This window comes from Microcoleus sp. N9_A1, from assembly GCF_036701795.1.
In the GTDB taxonomy this organism is placed as follows: Bacteria; Cyanobacteriota; Cyanobacteriia; order Cyanobacteriales; family Microcoleaceae; genus Microcoleus.
In genome coordinates this window covers 19,212-39,396 of record NZ_JAUBRI010000029.1, presented here as the reverse complement: position 1 = coordinate 39,396, position 20,185 = coordinate 19,212, and the positions used below count along the sequence as shown (strand labels likewise).

Genomic DNA, 20,185 nt, shown 5'->3' with positions numbered 1-20,185 from the left:
AAACCATTTCTAGCTCCGGCAAATTGATGACTAAATCACCAACTACCAACTTACGAATTTCCCTCGTTTCGTCCCTTAACTTTTCTGGCAACTTTCGGCTAAACTCAAAGGCAAATTGTGATATAATTTTAGGAGTAATTTGCAATATTTGGCAGCTCTACTGAATCCAAATCGATTTTATCGCATTTTTGGCATTTATAGCGGTCAAATTTAAAGTTTTAACGGAGTTTTTCAACCTATGAGTATGTCTGAGTCGCGGATAATCCCGACGGATCTGGGTGGTGAGATGTCCCGATCGTACTTGGAATACGCCATGAGCGTAATTGTCGGTCGGGCGCTACCAGATGCGAGGGACGGTCTCAAGCCCGTTCACCGACGCATTCTCTACGCCATGAACGAATTGGGCTTGACTCCCGATCGACCATTCCGCAAATGCGCCCGCGTCGTCGGGGAGGTGCTGGGTAAATATCACCCGCACGGAGATACAGCGGTTTACGATGCGCTGGTGCGGATGGCTCAAGATTTCTCCATGCGGGAACGCCTAATCAACGGCCACGGCAACTTCGGCTCCGTTGACAACGACCCGCCCGCAGCCATGCGGTACACAGAATGTCGCCTCACAGCCCTGACTAGCGACTCCATGCTGCGTGACATCGACTCCGAAACAGTAGATTTCGGCGACAACTTTGACGGTTCCCAACAAGAACCCCTCGTACTCCCGGCACGCATCCCCCAAATTTTGCTCAACGGTTCCTCCGGGATTGCCGTAGGGATGGCAACCAACATTCCACCGCACAATTTGGGCGAAATAATTGACGGTTTGGTAGCGCTAATCCACAATCCAGCAATGACCGACCTGGAATTGATGCAGTACATCCCCGGCCCGGACTTTCCCACCGGAGGGCAAATTCTGGGGAGAGGTGGCATTCGCGATGCTTACACCACCGGGCGCGGTTCGATTACAATGCGCGGAGTCGCCGGCATTGAAACCATCGAACATCCCGGCCGCCCCGACAAAGAAGCAATTATTATCACCGAATTGCCTTACCAAACAAACAAGGCAGCCCTAATTGAGAAAATTGCCGAACTTGTCAACGACAAAAGATTAGATGGAATTTCCGACATTCGCGACGAAAGCGATAGAGACGGAATGCGGATCGTGATCGAACTCAAGCGCGATGCCTATCCCCGCGTCGTCCTCAACAACCTCTACAAACAAACACCCCTCCAAGCCAACTTTGGAGCCAATATGTTAGCGCTAGTAAACGGGGAACCCCAACTACTTACGCTCTCCCAATTCCTCAATGTCTTCCTAGACTTCCGCATTGAGACAATTACTCGCCGGACTCAATACGAACTCCGCAAAGCAGAAGAACGCGACCACCTTCTGCAAGGCTTATTAATTGCCCTAGACAACTTAGATGCAATTATTCACCTAATTCGCGCCGCTGCCGACTCCGCCGCCGCGAAACAGGAATTGATTGATAATTACGGTCTTTCCGAACAGCAATCAGACGCAATTCTGCAAATGCAGCTACGGCGTTTGACAGCCTTGGAAGCGCAAAAAATTCAGCAAGAACACGAAGAATTGCGAGCTAAAATTGCCGATTTGGAAGATATCTTAGCGCGCCGGGAACGCATCTTAGAAATCGCCGAATTTGAAGCAGTCGAAATCCAAACCAAAATCGCCACTCCCCGGCGCAGCGTCATCGAACACGCCGAAGGAGAAATCGATGAAAGAGATTTAATTGCCAACGAACAAGCAATTATTCTGATCACAGAACAAGGCTACATCAAGCGGATGCCTGTCAGCACTTTCGAGGCCCAAAGTCGCGCTACTCGCGGCAAAGCAGGCGCGAAAATGAAGGAAGATGACGGAGTAGAACATTTCCTTTCCTGCTGCGATCACGACAGCGTTTTGTTCTTCAGTGACAGGGGCGTAGTTTACTCTGTCAAAGCTTATCAAATCCCCGTCTGTTCGCGGACTGCTCGCGGCACTCCCGTGGTGCAACTGCTGCCGATTCCGATAGAAGAAAAAATTACTTCTATGGTGTCAGTGACAGAATTTACCAGTGAAGAATACTTGGTGATGTTGACTCGCGGCGGCTACATCAAGAAAACCGCACTTTCAGCTTTTGCTAACATCCGCACTAATGGCTTAATCGCGATTTCTCTGGAAGAAGGCGACCAATTGCGCTGGGTACGGAGAGCAAAAGTTGGTGATAGCATCATCATCGGTACGCGCCAAGGCATGGCAATTCATTTCCGCACCAATCACGAACAGTTGCGCCCAGTCGGCCGCGCGACGCGGGGTGTAAAATCAATGAAATTGCGATCGGGCGATGAGTTGATTAGCATGGACATTTTGCCCAGTTCAATTGTTGCCGAAATTGCTGAATTGGAAACAGAAGACTCGGAATTTGAAGGGGCAGAAATTGCTCTGTTAGAAACGGGCGACTCGGAATTTGAAGCAGCAGAAATTGCTGAATTGGAAACAGAAGATGTGGAATTGGAAGACGAAGAATTAGAACTGCAAACTGAGGAAATTGAAGGCGAAGATGCCGAAGAAATTCCGACGGTTAGCAGCGAAGTTCCTTCGGTGTTGGTAATCACAACCAATGGCTATGGCAAGCGGGTTCCCGTTTCTCAATTCCGCCTACAAAGACGGGCTGGCAAGGGATTGACGGCTACTAAATTCAAGTCGAAAAAGGGTAAGGATCAGGTAGCTGCCCTGCGAATTGTCAACGAAGATGACGAATTGATGATTATTACCAACCGAGGTATTATTATCCGTCAGGCTGTGAGTGCAATTTCCACGCAATCGCGCACAGCAACGGGTGTGCGGGTGCAGCGGTTGGATGAGGATGATTCAATCGTAGCTGTGGCTTTGGTGCCGCCTGCGGGTGAAGAATCGGCCGAAGAATCGGCATCTGAGGAAGTGGCAGAAGAGTAACAGGTTAATGGTTTGTAGGGTGCGCTTCGGTGCACCTTACTGCTGAATGCTAAAAGTGCGATCGCATTCTTTTTTGAAACTGGAGGCGAGAAACCCGGTTTCTACGAGTTTTGTGTTGAATAACGAGAAATCTAAGAAGAAACCGGGTTTCTGAGGTATATGCATCTCTAGTTTAACTGGAGGCGAGAAACCGGGTTTCTGCGAGTTTTGTATTTAGTAACGAGAAATCTAGAAAGAAACCGGGTTTCTGAGGTATACCTATGTCCGGCACTTCAATCATTGACAATTGACACGATAATTGCTATAGCATAATATAAGTCTAAATTTAATAGCAAAAGTCTGTAAAAATGCCTTATTTAACAGCAGCAAGCGACATCAAAGCAGTCATCGCTCAATTTTCCCAAGCTAAAATTCTGTGGGTAGACACAGAAATCGCTGACTATAAATCTAACCCCAGATTATCTCTGATTCAGGTGTTAGCTGACTCCACAGATGCGACGGGAGATGCCACGTTTTTACTAGATGTCTTGGACAAACCTGAATTGGCAAAAGATTTCATCAACAAAATCATGGTAAATCCAAATATTGAAAAAGTATTGCACAACGCCAGCTATGACATCAGATTTCTGGGCAATGATGACGCTCAAAATGTCACTTGCACATTGCAAATGGCGAGAAAAATTCCAGCTTACTTCCTGCCATTACCCAACCGACAACTCAAAACATTAATCGAAACACTTTGCGGCATTGGTTATGTAGATAAATCAGAACAAAGCGGCGATTGGGCCAAGCGTCCCCTGACGCAGAAGCAGCTAGAATATGCCAAAATGGACGCGGTTTATTTAGCTAGAGTGCATCGCCGCCTGCTAGAAATCCTGGAAGAGTGTTACCCAGATCCCGCCACAGAAAACTTGACAGCATTGGGCGAAAAATATCAAGAAATAGAATCTCGGTGGAAGCCGCTAGATTCAGAAATTGCTGAAGTCAAGGAACGATTTAAAGCGGGGATGCTGGCGCAAAATCTCAAAGATAGTTCTTATTTTCAGCTTTCCAGTTCGATCACGATGAAAGTTGATTTTATGACGCTGGCGAGGCTGACGCAAACTGAGGGAATTGAGTTAAATTTTCCGGTGACGCTGACTAAAGAAATTCAAAAACAGTTAGGAAAACTCATCGCCTATCCATATTTGGAAGTTGAGGATATTGCTAGTTGGCGGTTGAATTCCAACCTACAGCAGCGGCGGAAATCTACTAAGAAAATTGCGCCGCAACCTGAGACTGAGGATTTCACAGCATTGGGGCAAAGGTACAAAGAAATTTTGCCTGAATGGAAGTTGCTGGATTCAGAAGTTGAGCATCTGAAAGAGCGGATCAAAAAAGCAATGTTGGTACAAAATAAGAGCAATACTCCCGATTTTAAGTTATCTAGTTCTTCAATTTTGAAGGTAGATTTTGCTAGCTTGGCAAAACTGGCGCTATCTGTGGGGGTTGAGTTAGATTTTATGGTGACGCTGACTCAATACATCCAGAAGCGGTTAGGGGAAGCGATTAACAAAATTGATGTGCAAATTGAGTATATTACGAGTTGGCGGATGACTGCTAAAAGTGTGGAAGATGAAGATGAGGAAATTCCATTTTAAATAGAGGGCGGGTACGGGATACCGCCCTTACAGTATAAACGAATCGCGTTTCATTTTTGCTGTGTGTACCGCTACTAACCTTGTTCTTCCAAATACTCTGCAACTGCTTGCAAATCTTCCAATCCTCGGTTCAAGCTGTTAAGCATAGCTTCCCCAGTTTCAGTATCAAAGTTGAGTTTAGGATTTTGGAAAGCTAACTCTTGAATTGCTTCTAGCCATAGTGAAAGCGGTACCTGGCGCACAGCTTCCCGTAACCCCATATTTGCCAATACTGCAAGATAAAAACCTGTCAAGTCTTGCCCTCCATAGCCATAGAAACCATGCCGCAGTTCTAGCTTTTCGGGGGTGTAGGCTGCATATTGATCGAAAGTGATCGGTGTGCGATCGAGTTTTGGTTGTGGGAGTGGTGGTGTATCCATATCAGCAAAAACGGGAGGTAAGGAACTAGAGACAGAGTGCGATCGCTATACCCGCTGTTTATTGCTCAGCTAGTTTGTGGCGATAGCCTCTCCACATGACGTAATTAACTTGATTTCCCTTCTAAATCCATAGAAATTCCGCAAACTGCGGTGTCGATGTTCTCCGCTGAAGGTGGAAGTATCTGAAATCCATGCTTCTTGTACCATTTGACAAGGTTGGGATTATTGTTGATGTCTTTTTGAATTAAAGAACCGTAGATCCGCCTAACTCCCCCTTGACGAGCTATCGCTATTGCAAACTGTAACAGGTGAGTTCCCAACCCTTTTTGACGGTAATCGATTGGCTTGGGCTTGACTAGAAGCCTCCAAAGAGCTGCCAATAAGTGCGGGGGAGTGTGAATTATATCATTGTGAATCAAGAGATCGCCTATCATCAATTCACCAGGCGGATCAAAAACGCAATTAATCATACCAACTTCGCTGTTACGGTACAGGAGCTTGGCAATAAAATATCGGTCTTTGTCCCCGTCTACTTTCAGCCGATACTCTCGTCCCTCGCGATCGAGGAGAATAATAGGTTCCCTGCTTTCCGAGAAACTTTTCAGCATAATTTACTGTGAGACAACTTAATGACAAACATTGGGATAATTAGGACAGTCTAAATAGTTTAGTCTTTATTTGTTACTATCGGCTGCGCCTTTGCGGTTAATTTCAATCAACCATATTTAACCAAGGTGGGCATTTTGCCCACCCTAATTCCTACTTCCCTACCGTGAAATACTCATTCTTAGCATACACGCTAATAATGCAGTCTCCCACTTCAAAAAACATCCCCTCTTGCTCATCTTTAGAAAATTGCAAGTTGCCGTATTTAGAATTAATTTCCTCAGCAGTCGCCGCTTTTGCCTCCATTTCATCCGGGATAAGTCCGGTAGAACCGATATAGAAAACCAGCGGTGAAACTTTTTCGCTGTACACTTTTTCGGCATAAGCTTCCAGTCGCTCATTCGCATTAGCTAAAGCAGCGACAAATTCGTCTCGATTGACATCTTTTCCCTGCCATTTCGCTTGCAAAAGGCGCAGCAAACTATCTGCACCCACTTTGGCTAAAGTAGCGCTAACAATTCCGTTATCCTCCAACCCCAAAAACTCATCGAAAATTAGTTTCATCAAGTCGTCAACTTTGGTGATTTTTGTTCGGGATGACAGCGTTTTGTGGGCGAAGACGACAGGCTCGTCTAAGGTGATTTCAAATGTCGGTTTTGCTAGTTTTTCGCCAGTGTTTTTATGGTAAACTTCGTAAAGGCGATCGAGAAATTTGTTGGCTGAGTGGAATTTGCCGAAGTTGAGGATGTTTTTGCTGCCGATGTCGATTTTGTAGCTGACTCGCGAATCTACTGAACCGTTGGCGATCGCACTTTTCAATTCCGTATATTCCGTAGTCGTTGGAAAGTTGATGTACAAGCTTTTCGACAGATAGTGCTGTTTCAATTCTTCCAATTGTTGGGCCGTATAAGCCTCGGATTCTTCCTTCAAATGAGCCGAGAGAATGCTGGAGATAATTTTAATGTTTGCGAGTTCCTCAAACACTCCGTCAAGGCTACCGTAACGCCCGTCAAAAGGCACTAGCGGCAAACTTGCTAATTTAATATCATACTCTGAATGGAAGTCAAATTCTGCCACAGGTGAGCCGTCTTTTTCCAGTACACCGCTTTTGTTGAGCAAGTCAAACACTGGTTGACTGCTGATTTTGGTTCGCAGCGACTTGATATTAACTTCGCCGTCGCTGACAATAGTATAATTGTTGAAAGTATTGAGGTCTGTTACCAGAATTCCTGCAACTTCTGCGATTAAAGTTTCATCCTCAACTTTTACCAGCTTAACTTTTCGGGTAATCAGCATATTGATGGTAGCTGTATTTTGATTGATCGCAAATGAACCCATCCGCACGTATTCGCCGCCATCTAAGAATTCAGTTTTCAGCCAAGGCTTGACAATTTTACCGTTTTCGTCGCGCTTTCCTTCAACTCGCTTTAAACCTTTGCGCTGATAGTTTTCTTGCAAGTGTTTTAAGTTGATGATGATGCTGTTGCTGTTTTCCTCTAATATCTTGACTAACTCCAGCAGGGAAATTTTGTCGCTGACTTTTACCCGATCGCCCATTTGATGATTTTGCAACACATCAGGCGCAAACACAGCCCCTTCCAAATCTTCCGTAAACCCTGCTATTTGGGCATTTGTCAAAGCTTTAGCGTGTTTTTCAGTCAAAGTAGCATCAAAGGTGCTCGCCAGCGCATACTTCGCCGTATTCAAATTGCCGTCAGCGAGGTTAGCTTTCGCAAAAGCAAACACCGACTCATCAGTTTGAGCAACGGGAACCTCTAGTTTGTCATATTCAGCTTGGGTGACTTGCTGATATTTGTAAAACAGTCCCTGATCGTCTGCTTTCAGCCCGCAGATTTTCAGAGTGCTCGATGAACCGTTTATTTTCTTGCCACTTTTGGAGACAAAAACTTGATAATCGTATTCCTTAATTAACGGTTCTTCCAGCGGCGGCGCCACGGAACCGCCTAACAATTTAGTGCTGTCGTAAAGAGCATCATAAACCATTTTAACTTCGCCAGCGCGAATACAATTTCCCGATAAGGTGTTGGCAATTTTGGATAGCAGTTTAAAGTCAGCACAGCCATAGGATATGGTATTTGCAAACACATCCATGTCTTTGAGTTCTTCACAAATTTCCCCTAATTTCGCCGATTCAGAATTAGCACTTGGGTCATTTGCATAACCGTCTGTGTGCAAATTAATTGCTGTCACTTCTCCCGCTTTTACCAGAGATTTAGCGAGTTCCATCGACTGCGAGATGCAGGTACAGCCAGCGGTGTGGATTTTTTGAATTGCTTTGATATATTGAGAGTCCATTTTCATCACTTCTTGAATCGGAATTCGCTGGAAGTGACAAATTACATCCCCATTGTCAGCATAGGAAATTAAGCTGATTATTAGCTGGTAATTGTTGTATTCGTCTAAGGTCAAAAGCTTGATTAGGGTTTCTTTGAGCGGCTTTAAGTCATAATACATTGAGCCGGAGCGATCGATAATGATGATGCTGTGGGCGACGGATTTTTCTGGGATATCACCGGGCTTTCTTTCTAGATTTATGCGATCGACTAAATAGAATGCCTTTGCGTTTCCGGCAAAATTGTAGAGGGTAAATTTTGTGCGATTATTTGAGGCTGCTTGGCTGCTGGAACTTTTGACCTGAGATGATTGTTTTGCTTGTCGTGCCATAGTTTTCACCCATGTTGACCTATTGTTCAACTTTATCATGACACGCGCTTTTGTTGATGTCAAGGCCTGTAGCAAAAATTATCTGCGAGGCTGAATAAGCATTAATATTTAGTGGCGGTTAGCAAAAGTAATAGATGTAAGTAAGTAGTGTAGTAAAGATTTAGTCGATCGTCCTATATTTATAAAATCCGCTCATCAAACTTTATTATTCACGATTCCAATATGGATTGGACTATTTAAGTTTTTTTGCTATTCAAGTTTTAATGAAAAGAGAATTTATTGAGTTTAAAAATTACCTTATTTCAGTGACATGAATCACACCCATTGAGCGATCTACGTTTTATTATAACTTTACTTAACAATCACTGGGCTGGAAACTCTATTTGCTTCTGTTAAGCTACAAATAGCCCGGAGATGAGGTGAATAATAATAAAAGTATGACTACTCTAAATTTTACATTGACAGGTTATCAAACGCTCGATCGCATTTACTCAGGAACTCGCACCCTAGTTTATCGCGGAACTCGGCTCTGCGACAAACAGCCCGTTGCCATCAAAGTCTTGCATAGCGAGTATCCAAGCTTCAGCGAACTCGTGCAATTTCGCAATCAATATACTATTGCCAAAAACCTCAATTTACCCGGAATCATCGAAACCTACAGCTTAGAACCCCACCAAAACAGCTATGCGCTGGTAATGGAAGACTTCGGGGGAATCTCTCTCAAGGCATGGATGGAACAAGGGGAAACTCTACCGAATTTGAGTGAATTGTTGCAAATGGCGATCGACATCAGCAATACATTAGATATACTTTGCCGCCACCGGATCATTCATAAAGATATTAAACCCGCCAATATTTTAATTAATCCCCAAACAAAACAAGTCAAACTGATTGACTTTAGTATTGCATCTTTGCTGCCCAGGGAAACTCAAACCCTGATCAATCCTAACGTACTCGAAGGAACACTTGGCTATTTGTCACCAGAACAAACTGGAAGGATGAATCGCGGCATTGACTATCGAACTGATTTCTATTCTTTGGGCGTGACTTTTTACGAATTGCTGGCGGGAGAGTTGCCGTTTCAATCCCATGATGCGATGGAATTGGTACACTCTCATATTGCCAAGCAGCCGCCATCACTACATGAAATCAAGCCGGAAATTCCGCCGGTACTCTCGGAGATTGTCAGCAAATTGATGGCAAAAAATGCTGAAGACCGCTATCAGAGTGCTTTGGGGCTGAAATTTGACTTAGAATTTTGTTTGCGTCAATTACAAGAAAGTGGTAAGATAGAAGGTTTTGAAATAGCTCAGAGGGATTTGTGCGATCGCTTCATCATCCCCGATCGACTCTATGGACGAGAAACCGAAGTAGAAACCCTACTCCAAGCCTTTGAAAGAGTTAGCCTTGGGGCAACAGAAATGATGCTCGTCGCTGGTTTTTCAGGAATTGGTAAAACTGCGATTGTCAACGAAGTTCACAAACCTATTGTGCGACAACGTGGCTATTTTATCAAAGGTAAGTTTGACCAATTTAATCGTAATATTCCCTTCAGTGCATTTGTGCAAGCCTTTCAGGACTTGATGGGGCAATTATTTACAGAAAGCGATACCCAGATTCAACAATGGAAAAAGAAGATATTAGAGGCAGTTGGAGAAAATGGACAAGTCATTATTGAAGTGATTCCCGAATTAGAAAAGATTATTGGCGAACAACAACCTGCAACAGAATTATCAGGAACAGCCGCTCAAAATCGGTTTAACTTATTATTTCAGAAGTTTACTCAAGTCTTTACCAGTGTAGAACATCCCTTAGTGATGTTTTTGGACGATTTGCAGTGGGCAGATTCTGTATCACTGAAGTTAATCCAAGTTTTAATGGCAGATACTCATTATTTATTACTAATTGGAGCGTACCGCGATAACGAGGTTAATCCAGCGCATCCATTAATGTTAAGTTTGAGTGACATTCAAAAAGCACAAGCAATAATTAATACCATTACCTTAGCACCATTGAGTCAAGAGACCATCAATCAATTCGTCGCAGATGCCCTCAAAAGTACAGAAAATTTAGCTTTACCTCTTTCCCAATTGGTGTTTCAGAAAACCCAAGGAAATCCCTTTTTTGCCACTCAATTTCTCAAAGCCTTATACAAAGATAATTTCATTCAATTTAACTTAGAGTTAGGCGGTTGGCAATGCGATCTTGTTCGAGTCAAGGAACAAGCCTTGACCGATGATGTTATTGAATTCATGGCGTTGCAGTTACAGAAATTGCCCTTAGCTACTCAAGATATTCTGAAACTTGCGGCTTGTATTGGCAATCAGTTCGATTTAGGAACATTGGCAATTGTTTCGGAAAACTCAGAAGTAGAAACAGCAGCCAATTTGTGGAAAGGGTTGCAAGAAGGGTTGATTTTACCTCAAGGTGAAATTTATAAGTTTTATATGGAGCCAGAAAATCTTGCTATTACGTCTCAAGAGTCTCAAACCGCTACCTACAAATTCTTACACGATCGCGTCCAACAAGCCGCCTATTCTCTGATCCCAGAGGAGGAAAAACAGGCAACTCATCTCAAAATTGGGCAACTGTTGTTGCAGAAGACTTCGCTCAACGATCGCGAAGAAAAACTTTTCGATATCGTCAATCATCTCAATGTCGGGAAATCTCTGATTACCCAACCATACCTTTGCCATGAAGTCGCCCAGTTGAATCTTGCAGCCGGACGCAAAGCCAGAGCAGCAACGGCTTACAGAGCTGCGATCGCCTATTTTACAACGGGTATTGACCTGCTCCCAGGCGATCGCTGGCAACATCAATATCAGCTCTGTCTCGCCCTCTATGAAGGCGCAACAGAGGCAGCTTACCTCAACACCGATTTTGAACAGATGGAACAGTTAGCAGCAACGGTGCTGACTCATACCCATTCCTGGCTTGATCGGGTGACTACATATCAGGCTAAAATCCAGGCTTGCATCGCCCAAAATCAACATCTAGAAGCTTTGCGGCTGGCGCGAGAAGTGCTGAATCAACTGGGGGTGTATCTCCCAGAGCAACCTACACAGGTAGAAATCAAGCAGGGGCTTCAGCACACCCAAACACTTCTGGGCAGGCGATCGATTGAATCACTGTTAGAGTTACCCGAAATGACTGCACCGGAGCAAAAAGCAGTAATGGTTATTATATCGAACATCATGTCTGTTGCTTATCAAGTTGCTCCAAACCTGTTGCCCTTGCTCACCTTTATTCAAGTCGATTTATCCGTGCAATACGGGAATACAACGGAGTCAACCTATGGTTATGTCCAGTATGGGTTGATGTTGGTTGCCATTTTGAAAGATATTGATGCAGGCTATCGCTTTGGGCAATTAGGGATGAACCTGTTACAGCGCATTGATGCCCGCAAGCTCGCTGCTAAAACGATTTTTGGATTCAACACCTCCCTCCGACATTGGCGAGAACCCGCAAAAGATACCCTTGACGGGTATCTGCAAGCTTACGCCAGTGGACTAGAAACGGGCGATCTTGAATATGTTGTCCTCAGCCTGATGTGCTACAGCTACACGGCTTATTTCAGTGGGCAGGAACTTTCTGCTCTCAAACAGACGATGGATAAACACCGCAAAGTCATCCAGCAATTCCGTCAGAATGGCTATTTTCGCATTCAAAGTATTTACTATCAAGCGGTACTAAATTTGCTGGAACCTACGGGTGAACCAGATCGATTGTGTAGCAAAGACTATGATGAGGATGAGATGATTCAGCTTCATCTACAAGGCAATCAATTGATAGCGCTCTATCAACTCTATTTTAATAAACTGCTCCTTTCCTATCTGTTCCATCGCTATGAACAAGCGGTCTTAAATGCCCGTTTGACAGAACAGTATTTGCACACAGCAGTAGGACTGATGCACGTTCCGCTCTTCTCCTTCTACGATGCGCTGCTACAATTAGCGATTTATCCAACTGCCAGTCACACAGAGCAAGCAGCTATTCTAGATAAGGTCTCTGCCCATCAGGAGAAACTTCAGGAATGGGCATTTCATGCACCCAGCAATCAGACTCACCATTGTGCGCTAGTTGCCGCAGAACGGTGTCGAGTTCTAGGTGAAAAAGTCAACGCCACAGATTTGTACGATCGCGCCATTGCTCTTGCTAAAGCAAACGATTACATTCAAGAAGAAGCTCTGGCCAATGAACTAGCCGCCAAATTTTATCTAGATTGGGGCAAAAAGCGCATTGCCCAGGAATACATGATTGAAGCCTACTATGGCTATGCTCGTTGGGGCGCAAAAGCCAAAGTCGCCGACTTGGAAAGACGTTATCCTCAACTGCTTGCTCCCATCCTCCAACAAACCCGTTCTCCCCTGTCAACTAACGAAACTATCTTCGCATTGGGGAGTGTCACATCCACAATTTCCGCTACATCCAGCAGTAGCAGTGTCTCTGTTGCTTTAGATTTAGCCGCTATTCTTAAAGCTTCCCAAACTCTTTCTGGCGAAATCGAACTCGAAAAACTGCTCTCATCGTTGCTTTCCATTGTTATCGAAAATGCGGGAGCAGATAAATGCGTGTTAATGCTCTTGCGAAATGATCGCTTGCTGATTAAAGGCTCAATGGCGGTGGGGATGGAGCCAGTCGTGTTGCAAAGCCTTCCTATTGAGGACAGTCAGGAGATTCCCCTGAAGCTGATTTACAAAGTCTTGCACAACCAGCAGACTGTTGTGCTAATTAATGCGAGTGCCGATCGGATTTTAGCTAATGACCCGTATATCATTCGTCAGCAGCCGTATAGTATCTTGTGTAGCCCGATTTTGTATCAAGGCAAGTTGAGGGGCATTTTATATCTAGAAAATAATTTAGCAATAGGGGCGTTCACGAGCGATCGCGTGGAACTGCTCAATTTGCTATGCGCTCAAGCTGCTATTTCTTTAGAAAATGCCCAACTTTATGAGCGATCGCAGCATTATGCTCAACAATTAGAGCGATCGCTCGATCGGTTGAGTGCAGAACAATCTCGGTTGCAAGCATCCCAGCAACGACTCCAGCTATTGGTTAAGCAAACTCCAGTAGCCGTCATAGAGTGGGATATCAATTTTCTGGCTACTGACTGGAACCCAGCAGCAGAACGAATCTTTGGCTATACCAAGCAGGAGGCTTTGGGTCGTCACTTCACATTTATCGTTCCTGAAGTGATTCAAGCACAACTAAAGGGAGTCAGCGTCGATATTATATCGCAGCAGGGTGGTAATTACAGTATTAATGAAAATCTTACAAAGGATGGCAAAACGATTATTTGTGTTTGGTATAACAATGTACTTATGAATGCAGATGGCGAGTTAATAGGAGTTGCTTCGCTGGCAGATGATATTACCGATCGCAAAGAAGCAGAACTTGCCTTAGAGCAGAAATCCCTTGCATTAGAAAATGCCTTAAACTCGTTACAGCAAGCCCAGATCCAAATTATCCAAAGTGAAAAAATGTCTGCCCTAGGTAACTTAGTCGCCGGAGTTGCCCACGAAATCAACAATCCCGTCGGCTGCATTATTGGCAACGTTGGTGCTGTCCAAGATTCCATCAATGACCTATTTGGGCTGATTGACCTCTACAACGATAAATTCCCTCAACCAGGGACTGAAATTGAAGAGGAATTAGAGACAATCGACCTGGAATATTTACGCTCTGATTTACCCAAGTTAATCAGAGCCATGAAAGATGGAGGCGATCGCATCACCAGCATCAGCAAGAGTCTCCGCACTTTCTCCCGTGCCGATAGCGACCAAAAACAAAAGTTCAACCTGCACGAAGGGATTGATAGCACCATCTTGATTTTACGCCATCGCCTCAAGGCTTCGGATACTCGTCCCGCGATTGAAGTTGTCACTAACTACGGGAAAATTCCGGCGATTAATTGCTTTCCAGGTCAATTAAATCAGGTGTTTATGAATATTCTTGCCAATGCTATCGATGCGTTGGATGAATCAAATATAGGTCGAATTTTTGCCGAAATTCAGGCGAATCCTAACTGCATTGCCATTACAACCTCCGTCCAAAATAATTTTGTTAAAATTACTATTATTGATAATGGAAAGGGGATGAATCAAGAGGTAAAACAAAAGATTTTTGACCATTTATTTACAACAAAAGCCGTTGGCAAAGGAACAGGATTGGGATTGGCGATCGCGCGTCAAATTGTGGTAGAAAAACATGGAGGTTCAATTCACGTCAATTCTCGACTAGGAGTGGGAACAGAATTTATCATCAGCTTACCAACTTAAGTAGAGCGAAACAGTTAATTTTTTTCCTGACCTTCAGACTTATTAACAAACCACTCACTAATTTTACGGAAAGAATAGCCATGAATAACTCCCACCCAAACCAGAAGCAAAGCACAAACAGTCAAATTGTCAACCATCAAATTATCCAAACAATTTATGACGGAACTCGCACCTTAGTTTATCAAGCTATCCGTACCGATGACCAACTACCGGTTATTATTAAACTACTGAAAAACGAGTATCCCACCTTTAGCGAACTGGTGCAGTTTCGCAATCAGTACACTATTGCTAAAAACCTTAACTCACCTCTAATTATCCAAACCTATAGCCTAGAACCATATCAAAATGGCTATGCCTTGGTGATGGAAGACTTTGGGGGAATTTCCCTGAAAGAATGGGCAGTGAAAGAGGAAAATAGACTCTCATTGGGGGAATTTTTAGAAGTTGCGATCGCACTGTGCAACACCTTAGATATACTCTATCACGAGCGCATCATTCACAAAGATATTAAACCAGCCAATATTTTAATTAATCCCGAAAGTAAGCAAGTCAAATTAATCGATTTTAGTATTGCCTCTTTATTGCCAAGAGAAACCCAAACCCTGATCAATCCCAATGTCTTAGAAGGAACCATAGCTTATATATCCCCAGAACAAACAGGAAGGATGAATCGAGGGATTGACTACCGTACAGATTTTTATTCTTTGGGTGTAACTTTCTACGAATTACTCACGGGAGAATTACCATTTCAATCAAATGACCCGATGGAATTAGTACATTCTCATATTGCAAAACAATCACCAAATATGAATCAACCTCACCCCAACAGTCGGCGGTTGGCGGGTGAGGTTGATTTTCCTATTCCCCAAGTCCTTTCTGATATCGTCATGAAACTGATGGCTAAAAATGCTGAAGATAGATATCAAAGTGCTTTAGGGTTGAAATATGATTTAGAAAAATGTTTAACTCAACTTCAAGAAACTGGTGAAATTCAGAGTTTTGAAATAGCTCAGAGGGATCTGTGCGATCGCTTCATTATCCCAGATCAACTTTATGGACGAGAAGCTGAAGTATCAACCCTAATCCAAGCGTTTGAAAGAGTCAGCCTTGGTGCAACAGAAATGATGCTGGTAGCTGGGTTTTCGGGGATTGGAAAAACAGCAGTTGTCAACGAAGTTCATAAACCCATTGTGCGGCAACGTGGTTATTTTATTAAAGGGAAATATGACCAATTCAATCGCAATATTCCCTTCTCTGCCTTTGTGCAAGTATTCCGCGATTTAATGGGGCAGTTGCTTAGTGAAAGCGATACCAAATTACACATCTGGAAAACTCAGATTCTTCAGGCGCTAGGGGACAATGGGCAGGTAATGATTGAGGTGATTCCCGAATTAGAACGCATCATCGGTAAGCAAGCACCCGCTACAGAACTATCAGGAACTGCGGCACAAAATAGATTTAATTTACTGTTCCAAAAGTTCATTCAAGTCTTCACAACTAAAGAACATCCATTGGTGATGTTTTTGGATGATTTACAGTGGGCTGATTCTGCCTCACTCAATTTGATACAACTTTTGATGAATGAGTCGGAAAGTCGCTATTTATTAACGATCGGGGCTTACCGAGATAATGAAGTTTCACCAGCGCATCCCTTAATGTTGACCTTAGATGCGATCGCCAAAGCCAACGCCACCATCAATACTATTACTTTGGGTTCCCTCAGTCAGGGTAGCTTAAACCAGCTAGTCGCTGACACCCTCAACTGCCATATTTTGAGCGCGCAACCCTTGACAGAATTGATTGCCGTCAAAACAAAAGGCAATCCCTTTTTTGCCACCCAGTTTCTCAAAGCACTGTATCAAGATGGATTGATTCAGTTCACCCCCCCAACCCCCCCTTACCAAGGGGGGGCTACGGGGGGGTGGCAGTGCGATCTGGCAAAGATTCGCACTGTTGCCATTTCCGATGATGTCGTGGAATTTATGGCATCACAGTTACAAAAACTGCCGAATTATACCCAAGATATTCTCAAATTAGCCGCTTGTATTGGCGCACAGTTTGATTTGAATACGCTGGCGATCGTCTCTGAGCAATCGGAATCTGATGTCGCCGTTGCCCTCTGGAAAGCCTTGCAGGAAGGACTAATTATTCCCCAAAGTGAAATTTATAAGTTCTATGTGGGCGAATTGGATACAACCCAAAACACACAAACTGAAACGCTAAATTATAAGTTCCTCCACGATCGCGTTCAACAAGCCGCTTATTCCCTAATTCCTGAAGATCAACAACAGTCAACTCATTTAGCGATCGCTCGGTTGCTGCGACAAAGCACCCCAGACACCGAACTAGAAGCCAAAATTTTCGAGATTGTCAACCATTGGAACAGGGCGATCGCAATTATCCTTGACCAATCGGAAAAAGATAATCTTGCCAAACTTAATTTAATTGCTGGACGCAAAGCTAAAGCCTCGAATGCTTACGAACCAGCTTTCAAATATTTCACTACAGGTATAAATTTACTGTCTGATGGTGCTTGGCAGACCCAAACCAGCCTGATGTTAGGATTGCAGGAAGGAGCAACAGAAGCGGCGTATTTATGCGGTAATTACGAGCAAATTGAGCAGGGAGTAAAGGTAATTTTAGCTGCAAATCTCCAAGCGACCGAGTACGTTAAAGCCTACGAAATCCAGATTCAAGCCTATACAACCCAGGGGAGATTTCAAGAGGCGATCGCGATTGCCCAGACTGCTTTAACCAAATTTAACACTTATCTTCCAGAGCAACCGACATCGACAGATATAACATCGGCTGTAGAAAAGGTAACGGAATTGCTTAATGGTAGAACTGCTGAAGATTTACTCGATTTGCCGGTGATGACCGAACCAGAAGCATTGGCAATTATGCAGTTACTTTCTAGTGTTACCGGCGCAGCCTATCTTTCTGCTTCCCAACTATTTCCATTTATTGTTCTGACTCAAGTTATATTGTCGATTCAGAAAGGTAATAACTCCCTATCAGCCTTTAGTTACAGTAACTATGCGGTTTTATTGAACAAGATGTTAGGGGATTTGGATACAGCTTATGACTTTGCTCAGATGTCATCACAATTAGTGGCAAAGCTCACTGCACGTTTTATGGAGCCAAAAGTTAATCTTCTCTTAGCCGCATTTTTTATCCATTATAAATCTCATTTTCGCAACAGTTTAGCTTTATACAAGGAAGGTTTCCAGACAGCCCAGGAAGTCGGCGATTCAGAGTTTGCAGGCTATAACGTCCACCATTTGTGTCAGTGCGCTTATATAGCTGGTAAGGATTTAAATACTTTGGTGACAGAAACAGAACCTTATTTAAATACCCTATCCAAGCTCAATCTCAAAACATCTTTAAACTACTCTTACATTATTTTACAAGCAGTTGAGCGGCTCCAAAATAGTCAAAACCAGTCAATTTTGACAAATAAAACAGAGCAAATACACGCTGCACTCACCGCTACTAATGATTTAATTGGATTGCATTATTATTGGGTCTATAGCCTGACTACTTCCTATCTCCTCAATCAATATCCACAGGCAATTCAAGATGCAATAGAAGTGCGTCAAACCATAGCAGTTGCAGGAAGCGGGATTAGCGAATTAGTTTTTTACTTTTACGATTCCCTGACAGCACTAGCTACCCATACCGAAGCCACAGACAAAACCGAACTGCTGGAGCGGGTTTCCAAAAATCAAGCCATACTCCACCATCGTGCAGTTTCCGCACCGATGAATTTTCAACATAAATATGACCTAGTAGAAGCTGAACAACATCGGGTTTTAGGCAAGAATTATGAAGCAGGGGATTGCTACGATCGCGCCATCGCTGGAGCCAAAGCCAACGAATACATCCAAGAAGAAGCCCTAGCAAACGAACTAGCTGCTAAATTCTACCTCAACTGGGGTAAAGAGAAAGTTGCCGCAGGTTATATGCAAGAAGCCTATTATTGTTATGCCCGTTGGGGAGCAAAAGCCAAAACTGATGATTTGGAAAACCGCTATCCCGAATTGCTTTGCCCGATTTTGCAGCAGTCCGAACCCTCGATGACAATGTTCGGCACACTAGCAACGATCGCATCTCCCGGCTATTCCCTTCACTCCAACACCCGCAAAAGTTCTAGCAGTTCTAGCATCAATACAACCCTTGATTTTGCTGCCATTCTCAAAGCCTCCCAAGCACTTGCGAGGACGATTCAATTAGAGGATCTGATCTACCAACTGACGCAAATTATTCTGCAAAATTCGGGGGGCGATCGCTGTGCGTTAATCTTACCTTCGGAGAATCAAGTTTGGGAAGTACGGGCGATCGCCACACCCACCGCCACCGAACTGTACACCGAACCCCTGGAAAACAACCCCAATCTCCCCATCAAACTGATTCAATATGTCAAAAACACTCACAAAGTCGTGGTGATTGACGATCTAGAAACCGATTTACCCGTAATTGATAATTATTTGACACTACAGCAGCCGAAAAGTGTCCTGTGTTTACCAATTCTCAATCAAGGAAATTTGGTTGGTATTTTGTATCTGAAGAATCGCTTAACCAGTGGTGTGTTTACCAGCGATCGCATCATTATTCTAGACTTTCTCTGCTCCCAAGTGGCTATTTCTCTAGAAAATGCCCGGCTTTACAATCAAGTCAAGCAGACCCTCACCGACCTGCAAAATGCTCAACTCCAAATTGTCCAAAGTGAAAAAATGTCTGCCCTAGGTAACTTAGTTGCCGGGGTAGCCCACGAAATCAACAATCCCGTCGGCTGTATTATTGGCAACGTTGGTGCTGTCCAAGATTCCATCAATGACCTATTTGGGCTGATTGACCTCTACAACGATAAATTCCCTCAACCAGGGACTGAAATTGAAGAGGAATTAGAGACAATCGACCTGGAATATTTACGCTCTGATTTACCCAAGTTAATCAGAGCCATGAAAGATGGAGGCGATCGCATCACCAGCATCAGCAAGAGTCTCCGCACTTTCTCCCGTGCCGATAGCGACCAAAAACAAAAGTTCAACCTGCACGAAGGGATTGATAGCACCATCTTGATTTTACGCCATCGCCTCAAGGCTTCGGATACTCGTCCCGCGATTGAAGTTGTCACTAACTACGGGAAAATTCCGGCGATTAATTGCTTTCCAGGTCAATTAAATCAGGTGTTTATGAATATTCTTGCCAATGCTATCGATGCGTTGGATGAATCAAATATAGGTCGAATTTTTGCCGAAATTCAGGCAAATTATAACTGCATTGCCATTACAACCTCCGTCGAAAATAATCTCGTTAAAATTACCATTACTGATAATGGAAAGGGGATGAATGAAGAAGTTCAAGCTAAGATATTTGAGCATTTATTTACCACTAAAGCAGTAGGTAAAGGCACAGGATTGGGACTGGCGATCGCCCGTCAAATTGTCGTCGAAAAACATGGCGGTTCCCTGAACGTTCAGTCTATACTGGGAAGGGGAACAGAATTTATCATCAGCTTACCAACTTAAGTAGAACGAAACAGTTAATTTTTTTCCTGACATTCAGACTCATTAACAAACCACTCACTAATTTTACGTCAAC

Annotated in this window: 7 protein-coding genes; 4 read left to right on the top strand and 3 right to left on the bottom strand. The window is 43.7% G+C overall.

The genetic code is table 11. The features are described from left to right. The first annotated feature begins 238 nt into the window (after positions 1 to 238). Both gyrA and QUA58_RS15370 read left to right on the top strand, forming a co-directional pair. Positions 239 to 2,953 carry a DNA gyrase subunit A gene (gyrA, locus tag QUA58_RS15375; protein WP_333394707.1) on the top strand — a complete coding sequence of 905 codons (2,715 nt, stop codon included), beginning with the start codon at positions 239 to 241 and terminating at the stop codon, positions 2,951 to 2,953. 347 nt (positions 2,954 to 3,300) lie between these two features. Further along, positions 3,301 to 4,593, top strand: a complete 1,293-nt coding sequence (locus QUA58_RS15370) for a ribonuclease D (RefSeq protein WP_333394706.1) — start codon at positions 3,301 to 3,303, stop codon at positions 4,591 to 4,593. A gap of 74 nt (positions 4,594 to 4,667) precedes the next feature. Here the strand turns inward: QUA58_RS15370 and QUA58_RS15365 are convergent, their stop codons facing one another. The 3 genes from QUA58_RS15365 to QUA58_RS15355 all read right to left on the bottom strand — a co-directional run bounded on the left by QUA58_RS15365 (position 4,668) and on the right by QUA58_RS15355 (position 8,303). After that, the gene (locus QUA58_RS15365) at positions 4,668 to 5,012 is read right to left on the bottom strand and encodes a hypothetical protein (RefSeq protein ID WP_333394704.1); all 345 of its coding nucleotides are present in this window, start codon (positions 5,010 to 5,012) and stop codon (positions 4,668 to 4,670) included. 104 nt (positions 5,013 to 5,116) lie between these two features. After that, positions 5,117 to 5,620, bottom strand: a complete 504-nt coding sequence (locus QUA58_RS15360; RefSeq protein ID WP_333394702.1) for a GNAT family N-acetyltransferase — start codon at positions 5,618 to 5,620, stop codon at positions 5,117 to 5,119. Between the two features lie 151 nt (positions 5,621 to 5,771). Beyond that, positions 5,772 to 8,303, bottom strand: a complete 2,532-nt coding sequence (locus QUA58_RS15355) for a vWA domain-containing protein (RefSeq protein ID WP_333394700.1) — start codon at positions 8,301 to 8,303, stop codon at positions 5,772 to 5,774. A 437-nt stretch (positions 8,304 to 8,740) separates the two neighbouring features. On the opposite strand from QUA58_RS15355, the gene QUA58_RS15350 reads away from it, so the two are divergent. Beyond that, a complete protein-coding gene (locus QUA58_RS15350) occupies positions 8,741 to 14,581 on the top strand; it encodes an AAA family ATPase (protein ID WP_333394699.1) in 5,841 nt (1,946 codons plus the stop codon). An 80-nt stretch (positions 14,582 to 14,661) separates the two neighbouring features. Continuing rightward, positions 14,662 to 20,112, top strand: coding sequence for an AAA family ATPase (locus QUA58_RS15345; RefSeq protein ID WP_333394697.1), 5,451 nt, complete (start codon positions 14,662 to 14,664; stop codon positions 20,110 to 20,112). The last annotated feature ends 73 nt before the right edge of the window (positions 20,113 to 20,185 follow it).